Source organism: Allobosea sp. CRIB-10 (genome assembly GCF_900112185.1).
Classification (GTDB): domain Bacteria; phylum Pseudomonadota; class Alphaproteobacteria; order Rhizobiales; family Beijerinckiaceae; genus Allobosea.
The window spans coordinates 95396-108091 of the sequence record NZ_FOKP01000018.1 but is presented as its reverse complement, the minus strand read 5'-3'; the positions used below and the strand labels follow the sequence as shown (position 1 = coordinate 108091).

The following is a 12696-nucleotide window of genomic DNA, read 5'->3' as shown; positions in this document are numbered from 1 at the left end:
CACGATCGGAGCGTGCCATGCCGATCTTCATCGACCGCCGGCTGAATCCCAAGGACAAGAGCCTGGGCAATCGCCAGCGCTTCCTGCATCGCGTCCGCGCGGAGCTGAAGCGCAGCGTCCAGGAGCAGATCCGCGCCGGCAAGATCGCCGACGCGGACGGGGAGCATTCCGTTTCGCTGCCGGCCAAAGGCACGAGCGAGCCGAGCTTCCGCGACGCCAGGGACAGCGGCCGGCGCCAGCACGTCCTGCCCGGAAACAAGCATTTCTCGCCGGGCGACAAGATGCCCAAGCCGGGCCAGGGGGGCGGCGGCGCGGGATCGTCGCCCGGCCTGAAAGAGTCCGAGGACGATTTCCGCTTCGTGCTCTCGCGCGAGGAGGTGCTCGACCTGTTCTTCGAGGATCTCGAGCTGCCCGACATGGTCAAGCTCAACCTCAAGGAGATACTCGCCTTCAAGTCGCGGCGGGCCGGCTTCTCGGCGAGCGGATCGCCGACCAACATCAGCGTCGCGCGCACCATGCGCAACAGTCTCGGCCGTCGCATAGCCCTCCAGCGACCCAAGCGCGCAGAGGTCGAGGCCATCCTCGCTGAGCTGGCGAGGATCGAGGCCGAGGGGACGGAACCCGCTCGTGCCAGGGCGGCCGCCTTGCGCGCCGAGCTCGAACGGCTGGAGCGCCGGCGAAAGGTGATCGCCTTCGTCGACCCGGTCGATATCCGCTTCAACCGCTTCGATGCGCAGCCCCTGCCGAACGCGAAAGCGGTGATGTTCTGCCTGATGGACGTCTCGGGCTCGATGGGGGAGCGCGAGAAGGATCTGGCGAAGCGCTTCTTCGTTCTGCTGCACCTGTTCCTGAAGCGGCGCTACGACCGCACCGACATCGTCTTCATCCGCCACACCCACACGGCGCAGGAGGTCGACGAGGAGACGTTCTTCTACAGCACGCAGAGCGGCGGCACTGTCGTCTCCACCGCGCTGGAGGAGATGCAGAGCATCATCGCCAAGCGCTACCCCAGCCGGGAGTGGAACATCTACGCCGCGCAGGCTTCGGACGGCGACAATCTCGCCAGCGACTCCGAGCGCTGCCTCGGCATGCTGGATAGCGAGATCATGCGCCTGTGCCAGTATTTCGCCTATGTCGAGATCATCGACGAGCGCGAGAGCGAGATCTTTGGCTCCACCGACAACGGCACCTCGCTCTGGCGCTCCTATCTCGCGGTCAAGGAACGCTGGCCGAATTTCGACATGAGCCGCATCGCCAGGGCCGCCGACATCTACCCGGTCTTCCGGCAGCTCTTCACCCGCCAGCCGGCGCAGCAGCGCAGCCTTGGGAGACGGCGATGACGAGGGCGGCGTCCAGACCCGGCCTGCTGTTCTCCGGCTCGGACTGGAATTTCGCGACCCTGTCGCATGCCTACGACGTCATCGAGGCGGTCGCGAAGGAGGAGCTCGGGCTCGATATCTACCCGGTGCAGATGGAGGTCATCTCCTCCGAACAGATGCTTGATGCCTATTCCTCGATCGGCATGCCGCTGATGTATCGCCACTGGTCGTTCGGCAAGCATTTCCTCCATCACGAACTGCTCTATCGCAAGGGCGGTCGCGGCCTCGCCTATGAGATCGTCATCAACTCAGATCCCTGCATCGTCTATCTGATGGAAGAGAACACCATGGCCCTGCAGGCCCTGGTGACGGCGCATGCGGCCCTCGGGCACAACCATTTCTTCAAGAACAACTATTTGTTCCGGCAATGGACCGATGCCGACGCGATTCTGGGCTATCTCGATTTCGCCAAGAGCTACATCAGCCGCTGCGAGGAAAAACACGGCGTTGCGGCGGTGGAGGCCGTTCTCGACGCTGCCCATGCGCTGATGGACCAGGGCGTCTTCCGCTATCGCCGCCCGCCCCGGCTCTCCTCCGAGAAGCAGCGCGAAGGCTTGCGTGAGCGTCTGGAATATGAAGAGCGCTCCTATAACGACCTCTGGCGCACGCTCCCGCGCCAGGCTGATGGCGCCAAGGCGGCGGCGGAAAATGCGGACCTGATCGCCGAGCGCAAGAAGGCGCTCAATCTGCCCGAGGAGAACCTGCTCTATTTCCTCGAGAAGACCAGCCTGATCCTCGAGCCCTGGCAGCGCGAAATCCTCAGGATCGTGCGGGTGATCGCGCAGTATTTCTATCCGCAGCGACAGACGCAGGTGATGAACGAGGGCTGCGCCACCTTCGTGCACTACACGGTGATGAACGCGCTGTTCGACCGCGGTCGGATCGGCGAAGGCGCGATGCTGGAAATTCTGCGCAGCCATTCGAACGTCGTCTTCCAGCCCGGCTTCGACGACCCCCGCTTTTCCGGCATCAACCCTTATGCCCTCGGCCTCGACATGATGCAGGACATCCGCCGCATCGTCACCGAGCCGACCGCGGAGGATCGCGACTGGTTTCCCGAGATCGCCGGGAGCGGCGACTGGCGCACGGTCCTGCTCGACGCCTGGGCCAATCACCGCGACGAGTCGTTCATTCGCCAGTATCTGAGCCCCGCCCTGATCCGGAAATGGCGACTGTTCGTACTCTCCGACGCGGCGAACGAGTCGTTCTACAGCGTCGCCTCGATCCACAACGAGCGCGGCTACGAGCGCATCCGCTCCACTTTGGCGCAGAGATACGACATCGGCGCCAACCATACCGACATCCAGGTCGTCGATGTCGATCTGCTCGGACAGCGGCACTTGCGCCTGCAGCACAAGGTCCGCGACGGCATCGTGCTGGACAGCGGCAGCTGCGACGCGACCCTGCGCCATGTCCAGCGGCTCTGGGGCTACGAGGTGAGCCTGCAAGGCGTCGATGCGCAGACGGGGAGCACGATCTATGAACGCTCCAGCAGCGGACTGACGGAATAGTCGCCGGATCGCTCCGGTTCGCCACTTGCCGGGCAATCCGTGCGATCACAACGACTCGGCGATCTTCCAGCCGACATAGCCGAGCAGCGCGAACCAGCTCAGCGCGACGGCGGCGATGGCGGTGCCGAGGATCGTGCCGACGAGCTTGTCGCTGGCATGGCTGGCCGGTGCGATATCGTACAAGGCCGGCTCGGCTTCTCTCGTCGGCGAGCATCCGTCGTCAGGCGCGACGGCGCGGCAAGCCGACGGCCGATGGATCGCCGAGCCCTGGATGTCGGCATCACGGGGAGCGAGCGGGCTTTGCGATCGGGCGTGGACCGCATCCGCGAACTGAGAAGGCCGGGCGGGGAGAGGGTTGTGCCGTGACGATATCCAGCGGCCGAGTCTGATCATCGGGCGCTCGACTGTGAGGTAGACGAGCCAGGACAGCAGCAAGGTCAGGCTGACGCAAAGCAGCATCGTGCCGATGTCGCTGAACTGTCCGGTCAAGGGCAGGATGCGATAGACGAGCCCGTTCACCGTCCCGTGGAATAGATACATCGAATAGCTGATCAGACCGATCCGCGCGAGCAGGCGCGAGCGCGGCCACTCCAGCCCGATCGCGGCGAGGAACACCGCGATGGCGAGCATGTAAGCGCTCAGGACAGGCTTCAGCCCCTCCATGACGAAATTGTCCCCTCGCGCCAGCGAAAAGCGCGTGACCAGGAGAAGGCCGGCGATTTGCGTGAGAATGAGGATCGACGCCGCGAACCCGCTCCTTTGCCTCTGCTCGATCAGCCAGAGCCGCAGCAACAGGCCGAGAAACAGGAAGGACAGATGCATGCCGAGATACTGAGCCGGCAGGCTGGCGATGCCGTGCACATGCAGTTGCACCGGCAGGACCGTCGCGGCGATCAGGGCCAGGCTCAGGCCGAGCAGGATGCCGACATGTCTCAGCACCCTTGCGAAAAACAGCAGTGCGACGAGGACGTAGAACAGCAGTTCGACGAACAAGGTCCAGTGGATCGGCGAGAGCCACGGCCGGCCGAAGAGCGGCGGCGCCATGGTCAGATTGGCCAGCACCGTCGCTGTTCGCGGCGTATCCGCATCGAGCCAGGCTGTCATCGTCAGCGCCGCCAACGCCAGCCAGAATGCGGGATAAAGCCGGAACAAGCGCGAGATCGCGAAATGCCTGAGCGGCCGCTCACCAGAGATGCTAAATGGCACGACGAAACCGCTGATCAGGAAGAACAGCGCCACGCCGAACCGCCCGAGGCTAAGATTCTCGATGACCGATCCGGCTAACATCCTCATCGCACCTGTCGCGGCGGGAGCCTGCCTGAGCAGGTCGCCGACCATGTGCTCGACCATCACGGCGAGCGCCGCGATCGCCCGCAAGGCGTCCAGATGGGCGTAACGCTGTCGCGGCACGTCGGGGCTCATCGCAGCAGCCCCAGCGCGCGACGGGTCGAAGCGTCGAAGCCCGGACCGCTCTCGTTCTCGGCGAGCGCGAAGCCGCCCGTCCCGGCATAGGTCCAGCAGGCCCAGGCGAAGCCGTACGCCTCGGCGAGCTCGCGCATGTCGCGCAGCCAGGTCTCGCGTGCAGCCGCACCCTCGGGCGTGTCCAGATAAGGCGTCCGATGGATACCAAACTCGCCGAGCAGGATGGCCTGGGCTGGCAGGCGTTGCGCTACGCGCCAGGCGCTTACCTGTCGAAACGTCCGTTCGAGGGCCGATCGATCAAAGCCGGCATAGTGCGTCAGCGTCCGCTTCGCCCGTCGCGCCTGCTTCAGGGCTGTGCCGTCCAGGCCGAGGCTTTCGATACGCCGCTGGGTCGCTGCGATCATCGCGTCGACCGATTGCGGCGCCGGATAAGTGATCGCGTCCAGCGCATACGCCGGATTGCCGCGCACGCCCTGATGGGTGAACTGCCAGGGCGAATAGTCGTGATAGGTGTAGATCAGACGATGATCGCCGACGAACGGGCGCATGTCGATCTGGGTTAGCGCCGCCGCCGCGTTCATCGCGCCGCCACCCAAGACCAGCGTCAACGTCGCCGAGCCGCTGCGCGCCGCCCGATAGGCGGCTTCGAGCATGGATTGCCAGGCCGATTGCGACAGTTCCGGCTCATTCATGAGTTCGAGTGCAAGCCTCGGCGCGCCCGTCACCGCCCTGCCTTGCCCCGATTGTTCCAGAAGATGGGCAACGCGCCGCAGCAGGCCAAGTACAGCCTGAAAGTTCGGCGTCTCGACGCCTGCAGTCAGCGCCGCAGGCCGATAAGCCGGATTCATCGCGCTCGGATGGAGATCAACGATCACGCCGAGATCGGCCTCGACGAGGCCACGGACTGTGCCGATCAGGAGAGCGTCGAGCTGATCGCGCGCGGCTCCGGTAAAGGCCAGGAAGGGACCGGGGTCAACGGCCAGGCGCACGAAGTCGAAGCCGGCCGCCCGGATCGCCTGCCGCTGCGCCAGGTCGAAACGGAAACGCGGGCCTGAGAACGGCGCGGCCCGATAGGGGCCGTCGGCCTCGATCTCGGCCCAGCCCAGCGCATGCGAGACGCCGATGCCGCGGCGGAACAGCGGGATGCCGTCGCTGGCTGCTCTTGTGGCTTGCATGCCCGGGAACGCGGCAAGCGCAGCAATGCCGGTAAGGCCGCCGAGGACGGAGCGGCGGCTCGTCATGACGCAATCCCCCGATCGCCGCCCGGTCCGGGATAGCGCGCCGTCAGCGCGCCATCGAGAACGAGCATGTCGCCCCGCCCCGTGAAGGGCGCGGCAAGGCCGCGCAGCGAGGCCTCGCGAAGCGGGGGAGCAATCAAGCGCGACGGCATGAAGCAGACATCGCTCCAGCCCTCGGCCGAAAAGCTCCGGACATAGTCGGCAGGGCGCTGCCGGTTCGGCTGGCCGGGAAAGCGGAAGAGCCGGTAGATGGCCTCGGGATAGCGATAGATGTTGTTCGGGTCGTGCTCGCGGATCCAGCGCGAATGCGTCTGCAAATCGACGATGTGGACGGTTCGGCAGCCCGGCCGTGCGACCTGCGTCAGGCCGGCGATCGCCGCTGCCGGATTGTCGTAGTGCTCGAAGGCGGCGCAGCTGACGATCAGGTCGAAGCTGCGTCCCTGCGCTAGGCGCGGGATGTCGAAGTCACGCCCGACTGCATAGCCGAATTCGCGTGCGCCGGCGCTACGCGCGATGGACCCGGCGCGCTCCCGATCGGCCGCGCGGCCTTCGGCAAAGCGGTGGAGCAGCTTGTCGTAGAAGGCGGGCGCTTCGTCGCCCGCGAGGTCGAACGCATCGATGGCGTGATAGGAGCGTGCCCCGAGCCCGAGGAAGAGCACACCGTTGCCGCGCGAGGCGCCGGGGCTCAGCTCCAGCACGTCGCGGCCGCGCAGGTCGAATTTCGGCGGCAGGAAGCGGCGCAGCGAGGCGAAGATGTCGAGGAGATAGTCGATCTTTCCCTCCTCGTCCGATTTCGCCACGCGGTTCGGCGTGGTGTAGCCGTTGAGCTTGCTCTTGCCACAGGCAAGGCCGAGGAAGCCGAGGCCGAGGATCGTCATTTCTAGATTGCGCAGTGTGGGTGTCATCAACGCCCCCCGAATTCGACCCGTGTCCCGAGGCCTGCCCTGCCGCGGCGCGGGCTGCTGGCCTTCCAGCCCAGAAGCGCGCTCTCGTAGACCTCCATTGTGCGATCGACGATCGCGCCCCAGCCGAAGGAATCGAGGACCCGGGCGGCGCGCTCGGCGCCTTCGGTCGGGTTGGGAGCGGCGAGTTTCGCGCGCAGAGCCTCGGCGAGCGCAGCGATGTCGCCCAACGGAAAGTAGCTGTCTCCGCCGAGATCGAGCGCGAGGTTGGCATCGATGTCGCTCGCCAGGCAGGGCGCCCCGTAGCTGAGGGCTTCGAGCAGCACCATCGGCATGCCCTCATGGCTCGAAGGAAGAACGAAGAGAGCGGCGTGCCGGTAGAGCTGGGACAGGGCCTCGCCGCGCTGGAAGCCCGCCATCACCACGCCGGGCGTCGCCGCGGCCGCCGCTTCGACCTCGCGCTGGTAGCGCCCGGCATGGTCGGCCGTGCCGGCGATGACGAGCTTGAGGCCGGGATCGCCGAGGCGCGCGAAAGCGCGGATCAGGTCGAGATGCCGCTTCTCCTCGACGATCCTGCCGACGCTGAGGACATAGCGGTGCGGCACGACCGCGATCCGGTCGAGATAGGAGGTGTCCTGCTGCGGGAACGGGTTCTCGACGCCGTTCGGGATGAAGGTCGCGCCGACGCTGAATCTGCGGCGGACGCTGTCGACGATCCCCTTCGACACGCCGATATTGGCATGGGAGAACAGCATGCCCATGGCTTCGCCGGTCCGCAGCACAGACTTGGCGAGGCGCCCCCATTTCTGGCGCTCATAGTCGAAGCCGTGATGCGTCACCACGACATGCAGGCCGAGCAGGCGCGCGAACGGCGTGAGTAGGGCCGGCCCGATCGCATGGATATGGACGAGGTCCGGGTTGCGCCCGGCCGCGACGATCAGGCCGAGCGCCGTATGCGCCAGCGCCTCGAAGCTGCGCGAGCGCGGCGTCCAGACCGGCGTGATCGTGACGCCCTTCCAGGTATAGGGCCGTTGCGAGGGTAGATACGGGGCCCGGCCGAGAACCTCGACGCGCCAGCCCCGCTCGGCCAGGCGCGCGGAGATCGCCGCGACATGGGTTTCGACCCCGCCCTGGATCTCCGGAATGCCGCGCAGGCCGACGAAGATCACGGTTCGCTCAGGCGGAGTGGCGCTGCTTGGTGGGATCAGGGTGTACATCAGCCGAGCGCCTCGTAGAGAGCCATGGTGCGGTCGCGGTATCCGGCGGGCGAGAACTCCCGGAGCACCCAGTCGCGACCGGCGGCGCCCAAGGCGGCGCGGGCGGCGGGAGTGAGATCAGCAAGGGCGGCGAGCGCATCGGCCAGCATCACGGCATTGCCCGGCTCGACCAGGCGGCCCGTCTGCCCGTCGGCGACCAGTTCGGGAATGCCGCCGATCCGCGTGCCGATGACCGGGCGCCCGAGCGCATAGGCTTCGAGGACGCTGATCGGCGCGTTCTCGTACCATTCGGAGGGGAGGACCAGCGCGCGCGCCTCGCCGATCAGCCGTTTCAGTTCCGGCTTGTCGAGATGGCCGGTGAAGGCGACCTCGGCGCCCTGTTCCTGTGCGAGCTTGCGTAGGGCGGACTCTTCGGGGCCGCTGCCGGCCAGCACCAGCCGCTGGCGTGACAGGGCCGCGGCGCGCACCAGCGTCGTCAGCCCCTTCTCGGGCGCGAGCCGGCCAGCATAGACGATATAGTCGCCTTCATCGCGTGCCGGCGAATACGCGTCCGCATCGATGCAGTTGGGGATGTAGGCGATGCGCCCCGCATCCCAGCCCCATTCGATCAGCTTGTCGCGATAGAAGCGGCTCGGGGCGACCAAACGGTCGATCGTGTCGCGATAGAGGCCGAAACTGCGATGGACCAGGGTCTCCAGGAGGACGAGCCCGCTCACCAGCGCCGATTCCTTGACGCAGCGATGGAGCAAGACGTTGTGGATGCGCCCGCCCTGGCAGCGCTCGCAGACGCGGCCCTGGCTCAGCATCTTGTAGGCCGGGCAGGCGATCTTCAGATCATGTGCCGTCATCACCAGCGGCACGCCCTGCGCCTTGAGGGCGCCGAAGATCGACGGCGAGATGTGATGATAGACGTTGTGGGCATGCGCGATCGTCGGCGGCGCCCGCCCGATCAGGGCGCGGATGTTTCGGCGGGCCTCCAGCGAGAAGATGATCTTGGCGGCCTGCTTGGCCTTGGTGAGCGGTCCGCCGGCCCCGCCATATTCGATTTCGGAAACGAAATAGTCGGACCAGGGGCTCGGCAGGTTGGCGGGATGCCGCATCGCAAAGGGCACGACCTCCCAACCGGCCGCGGCGAACAGCTCGATATGGTCGAGGAAGACGCTCTCTGCGCCGCCGCGTCGATAGAAGTAGTTGTTGATGGCCAGGAGCCGCCGGGCGCGTGTCATTTCGCCTGCTCCCGCAATCCCATGCGGTCGAGCGCCGCGTCGACGGTCAGGACCCGGCAGCCGCGCGCAAGCGCGTAGCCGACCAGCAGCCGGAAGCCGGCAGCCGTGCAGCCATGGGGCGTGGGCCGCGGCGAGATGTCGTGCGTAAAGAAGATCAGCCAGCCGGGATCGGCGACCAGCGCATCGATCCAGCGGGCCAGCCCCAATACATGCTGCTGTGGCTGGCGGATCTCGACCGCGCGCAGGAAGGTCGGGTCGGTCGGGCCGCGATTGATCCCTTCGCCCCCGGCGCGGCAGCTGCGGAAGGTGTTCGCGAGGATGGCTCGCTTGCCGAAGGAGCCACTATTGTAGGGATAGGCGAAATTGCGCCGGCCCGGCTTTGGATCGATCGCGTCGAGGTAACGGGCGTTGCGGGCGAGGTCCTCGACCAGGGCATCGCCGTCGACATGTCGCAGGTCGCGATGGGCATGGCTGTGGCAGCCGATCTCATGACCACGTGCCGCGAGCGCCCTGCAGCCGGTCTGGTCGATCAGGGTGCGGCCAGGCTCGATGCGCCCCTGCAGCCCACCGGAAATGTAGAAGGTGCCACGCACGCCGTCCGCTTCGAGGATCGTCGCGCCGACGTCGAGGGCGGAAGCAGGCACGTCGTCGAAGCTGAAGGAGACGATCGGTTCGTCTGTCGGAACCTGCATGACTTGCCATGGCGCGACCCGGAGCAGCCGGTTCTCCAGGCGCCCGGCGAAGCGGTCGATCAGGGCCGGCAGACGAGACAGGCGTTTGGGTGACGGCGGAAACGTGGCTGCGCTAGACATGGGCCGGCTCGATGCTGCGGCGATGATGAGCCGGCTCTTTGATCTCGTGTGCGTTCGCCTGGAGGTGCAGGCCGAAGATCGCGACGACCAGCATGAACCAGATCAGGCTGCCCGACTGGAAGAACAGGCTCTCGACGCAGGCGACCAGGACCCCGTAGAGCCAGATCCGCACGAAGAAGCGCGTCAGGGCGGGGTCGTTCGTGGTGGCCTCGGCCCGACCAATGTCGCGCAGCGGCAGCCAGACCAGCAGGATCAGCGTCAAGGCGAGGCCGGGAAGGCCCGTGGTGATCGCCATGTCGAGATAGGCGTTGTGGCCGTTGAAGGCGGCGAACGCCCAGCTCGCTGCGGCCCCGCCCTTGTGGACCATCGCGTCGGTCTGCCAGAAGAGCTGGAAGCCGTAGCCGGTCAGCGGATTGTCCAGGGCGGCGCCGGCGCCGATCTTCCAGATGTCGGTGCGGTTGGTGAAGCTCGGATCGATGCCGAGCTGGGCGACCAGGCCGCGCATGGCGGGCGACACCGAGCAGCCGATCGTCAGCATGTTGACCGCGGCAATTCCGATGACGACCATCGGAGTGCGCATGGTGCGCCAGCGCTCGAAAACCCAGGCGATGGCGAGAATGCCGGGCAGGGCCATGGCGGCGGATTTTCCGCCGGTGCGGGTGAGGAACACGACCGCCAGCAGCACGATCGCCCCGCCGAGGAGCCGGCGGCCGGTGCCGAACAAATAGAGCCCGGCGAAGCTGATGATCACCATGGCCGCGGCCGCGACGTTCTTGTGGGCGAAATGGCCGCGCCAGAGCCCGGCATTCATCGGTTCGCGGACCTCGCTGGCCTGGTGGATGGCGAGCTCGGGCATCAGCACCACGCCGACATAGGCGACCCCGAGCGCGCCGAGGCAGCAGAGCGTCAGCATGCCGGCAAACTGGCGTTCCGAACGTGGCAGCAGCAGAAGGATGCTGCCGTTGATGATGGTGAGCATCGCCAGGAAGACGCGCTTCAGGGCCAGATCGGGCTGTGCCGAAAACGCCGAGACGACCGCGAACCAGAACAGCAATACGATCAGGAGGCCGCGCGGGCGCGCCACCAGATGGCGCCCGGGCGAGTTGAAGACGGTCAGCCACAGGGCCGCGGTCAGGCAAAGATAGATCAACTGATTGATCGTGTTCGACTTGGCCGTCGCCGCGTCGCTCGTGCCGGCCGCCGACAGGTCGATGAAAGGAGTCAGCGTGACCAGGTAGAACAGCAATGTCGCCGTGAAGAGCAGGGCGCCCAAGGTGCCCGCGGTCGCGGTCTCGCGCCTATCATTCGTCTGGGTCATGGGGCTGTGCTCCCGCCGGACCGGAATTCGCCGAGATAGCCGAGAGCCAGGAGTGCGCTCGCCGACAGCAGCAGGCCCAGAAGCATGCCCACCGCGGCCGCGACGATCGGGCGTGGCGGCCAGGTCGGGCGTGAGGGGGGGGCGGCGGCGGTGATCACGCGGACATCCGTCGCGTCGATCTGCTGCCGCTGGGCGGCCTCGCCCGCCCGGGTCAGGAAGGTCTGGTAGAGCGCGGTCTTGGCGCTGGCCTCGCGCTCGAGCTCGCGCAGCTTCACCTGGGCCTGGTCGTCGATCGAAACGCTGCCGCGCAGCAGGCGTGTCTCGCCGGTCAGCGCATCCAGCGCCTTCCTGGCCTGATCGACCTCGATCCGGGCGGTGCGCCGCAGACGCTCGGTCTCGGATCTGATCGCCTTGGCCAGGGCATCGGCCTCGGTCAGCACGCTCGTCAGCGAGGGATGGCGTGGCCCCAGGGTCTTGGAGAGCACGGCGACCTGCCGGCGCAGGGCCGCCTCGTCGGCGAGCAACCCGGCCAGGGTCTGTGACTGGACGCCGCCGCCTTGCGCACCATGCTGCGACACGGCCCGCGAGACCTCGGCATAGCGTGCCTCCGCCTCGGCGAGGCGCGCCTTGGCATCGGTCAGCTTGCCGCTCATCCGCTCCAGGGCTTCCGCGCTCAGCGCCTGCCGCGATGTGTTCTGTTGTAGGCCATGGTCGCGGCGGAAGGCCTCGACCCGGTCCTCGGCCTCGGTCGCGGCAGCTTTGATCTCGGCGAGTCTGGCGGTCAGCCCTTGCGCGGCACGGCCGACCCGCTCCGCATCGGCCCGCACGACCTCCTCGCGGAAGGTGTCTGCGACGGCGTTCGCGAGCCTGGCCGCCAGCGCCGCTTCGCTCGCCCAGACCGACAGGGAGACGACATAAGAGCGTTCCTGCCGGGTGACGGTGATGCGCTTGGCCAAGGCCGCGGCGACATCGGCTCCGCTGCTGGAAGGCTGGGATTGATCGAAAATACCCAGGAGGCCGAACAGCGGCGGCTTACCTGCGAACTCGGGATCGCTCTTCAGGGCGAGCCCGTCGACGACACGGCGCAGGACGTTGCCCGAGGTGATCATCCTCATCTTGCTTTCGACATCCAGGATCTGGCTGTCGCTCTGGATATTCGCCGCGTAGAGGTCGTTGGGAGCGATCAGCAGGTTTGACGGCGCGATCGTCAGCTCCGTCGTCGCTGTGAAGCGCGGGGTCAGGAGACGTGTGGCGCCGACGGCGGCAACGGCGCCGACCAGCACGGCGATCATGACCCAGAGCCAGCCGCGCCGCAGCCACCCGAGGACCTGGACGGCATTGATCGAGCGGGCGGACGCAGGTCCCTGCTCGACGGTCCGTCGATAGGAAAACTCATCTCCGGGCCGCGTCTTGCTGGTGTCGGTCGTGAGGTACATGGCGGGGCCTGCGTCAGCGGGAAAGCCCGAGACCCGAGACGCCAGGCCGTTCTGGTTTGGCGAGGCGCGTGTGGCGGGCGATGCGCGCCTTCGCTGGCGAAGCTGCATGGCCCGACGCGCTGAAAATCGGCGCAAGGCTGGCGGTTGCAATCGTGGCCATGGCTCTCCCCGTATCCGCTAGTCTTTCAAGGACTGCAATTACTGGTTGAGATTGCCGCGTTCTTCTGCAATTATG

General features: G+C 66.8%; 10 protein-coding genes. 2 read left to right on the top strand and 8 right to left on the bottom strand.

From position 1 onward, the window contains the following. Positions 1–17 precede the first annotated feature (17 nt). Together BMZ69_RS20905 and BMZ69_RS20900 are read left to right on the top strand one after the other, a co-directional pair. Positions 18–1340: a YeaH/YhbH family protein gene (locus BMZ69_RS20905; RefSeq protein ID WP_092160301.1), complete on the top strand. Its 1323-nt coding sequence runs from the start codon at positions 18–20 to the stop codon at positions 1338–1340. Beyond that, positions 1337–2890, top strand: coding sequence for a SpoVR family protein (locus BMZ69_RS20900; protein ID WP_092160299.1), 1554 nt, complete (start codon positions 1337–1339; stop codon positions 2888–2890). The genes BMZ69_RS20905 and BMZ69_RS20900 overlap by 4 nt, the downstream gene beginning before the upstream one ends. 45 nt (positions 2891–2935) lie before the next feature. Here BMZ69_RS20900 and BMZ69_RS20895 read toward each other — a convergent pair whose 3' ends face one another. From BMZ69_RS20895 to BMZ69_RS20860, 8 genes are read right to left on the bottom strand one after another with little or no spacing between them, the layout of a single operon-like run. Next, positions 2936–4300, bottom strand: coding sequence for an acyltransferase family protein (locus BMZ69_RS20895; protein ID WP_175506913.1), 1365 nt, complete (start codon positions 4298–4300; stop codon positions 2936–2938). An 8-nt stretch (positions 4301–4308) separates the two neighbouring features. After that, complete coding sequence (locus tag BMZ69_RS20890; RefSeq protein ID WP_092160295.1) at positions 4309–5553, bottom strand: glycoside hydrolase family 5 protein; 1245 nt, start codon at positions 5551–5553, stop codon at positions 4309–4311. Then, on the bottom strand, positions 5550–6455 hold the full coding sequence (locus BMZ69_RS20885; RefSeq protein ID WP_139219136.1) for a class I SAM-dependent methyltransferase: 906 nt from the start codon (positions 6453–6455) through the stop codon (positions 5550–5552). Before BMZ69_RS20885 ends, BMZ69_RS20890 begins: the two co-directional genes overlap by 4 nt. After that, positions 6455–7669: a glycosyltransferase family 4 protein gene (locus tag BMZ69_RS20880; protein WP_092160291.1), complete on the bottom strand. Its 1215-nt coding sequence runs from the start codon at positions 7667–7669 to the stop codon at positions 6455–6457. Before BMZ69_RS20880 ends, BMZ69_RS20885 begins: the two co-directional genes overlap by 1 nt. Further along, positions 7669–8895, bottom strand: a complete 1227-nt coding sequence (locus tag BMZ69_RS20875) for a glycosyltransferase family 4 protein (RefSeq protein ID WP_092160289.1) — start codon at positions 8893–8895, stop codon at positions 7669–7671. Before BMZ69_RS20875 ends, BMZ69_RS20880 begins: the two co-directional genes overlap by 1 nt. After that, positions 8892–9707 (bottom strand): polysaccharide deacetylase family protein, encoded by an 816-nt coding sequence (locus BMZ69_RS20870; protein ID WP_092160287.1) that lies wholly within the window; start codon positions 9705–9707, stop codon positions 8892–8894. Before BMZ69_RS20870 ends, BMZ69_RS20875 begins: the two co-directional genes overlap by 4 nt. Then, complete coding sequence (locus BMZ69_RS20865) at positions 9700–11025, bottom strand: O-antigen ligase family protein (protein ID WP_092160285.1); 1326 nt, start codon at positions 11023–11025, stop codon at positions 9700–9702. The genes BMZ69_RS20870 and BMZ69_RS20865 overlap by 8 nt, the downstream gene beginning before the upstream one ends. Continuing rightward, positions 11022–12461, bottom strand: a complete 1440-nt coding sequence (locus BMZ69_RS20860; RefSeq protein ID WP_175506912.1) for a GumC family protein — start codon at positions 12459–12461, stop codon at positions 11022–11024. Before BMZ69_RS20860 ends, BMZ69_RS20865 begins: the two co-directional genes overlap by 4 nt. Positions 12462–12696 lie beyond the last annotated feature (235 nt).

Excerpts from the sequence above, each read along its gene's own strand:
- BMZ69_RS20905 (WP_092160301.1), top strand. The coding sequence starts at position 18 with ATGCCGATCTTCATCGACCGCCGGCTGAATCCCAAGGACAAGAGCCTG.
- BMZ69_RS20900 (WP_092160299.1), top strand. The coding sequence starts at position 1,337 with ATGACGAGGGCGGCGTCCAGACCCGGCCTGCTGTTCTCCGGCTCGGAC.
- BMZ69_RS20890 (WP_092160295.1), bottom strand. The coding sequence starts at position 5,553 with ATGACGAGCCGCCGCTCCGTCCTCGGCGGCCTTACCGGCATTGCTGCG.
- BMZ69_RS20885 (WP_139219136.1), bottom strand. The coding sequence starts at position 6,455 with ATGACACCCACACTGCGCAATCTAGAAATGACGATCCTCGGCCTCGGC.
- BMZ69_RS20880 (WP_092160291.1), bottom strand. The coding sequence starts at position 7,669 with ATGTACACCCTGATCCCACCAAGCAGCGCCACTCCGCCTGAGCGAACC.
- BMZ69_RS20875 (WP_092160289.1), bottom strand. The coding sequence starts at position 8,895 with ATGACACGCGCCCGGCGGCTCCTGGCCATCAACAACTACTTCTATCGA.
- BMZ69_RS20870 (WP_092160287.1), bottom strand. The coding sequence starts at position 9,707 with ATGTCTAGCGCAGCCACGTTTCCGCCGTCACCCAAACGCCTGTCTCGT.
- BMZ69_RS20865 (WP_092160285.1), bottom strand. The coding sequence starts at position 11,025 with ATGACCCAGACGAATGATAGGCGCGAGACCGCGACCGCGGGCACCTTG.
- BMZ69_RS20860 (WP_175506912.1), bottom strand. The coding sequence starts at position 12,461 with ATGTACCTCACGACCGACACCAGCAAGACGCGGCCCGGAGATGAGTTT.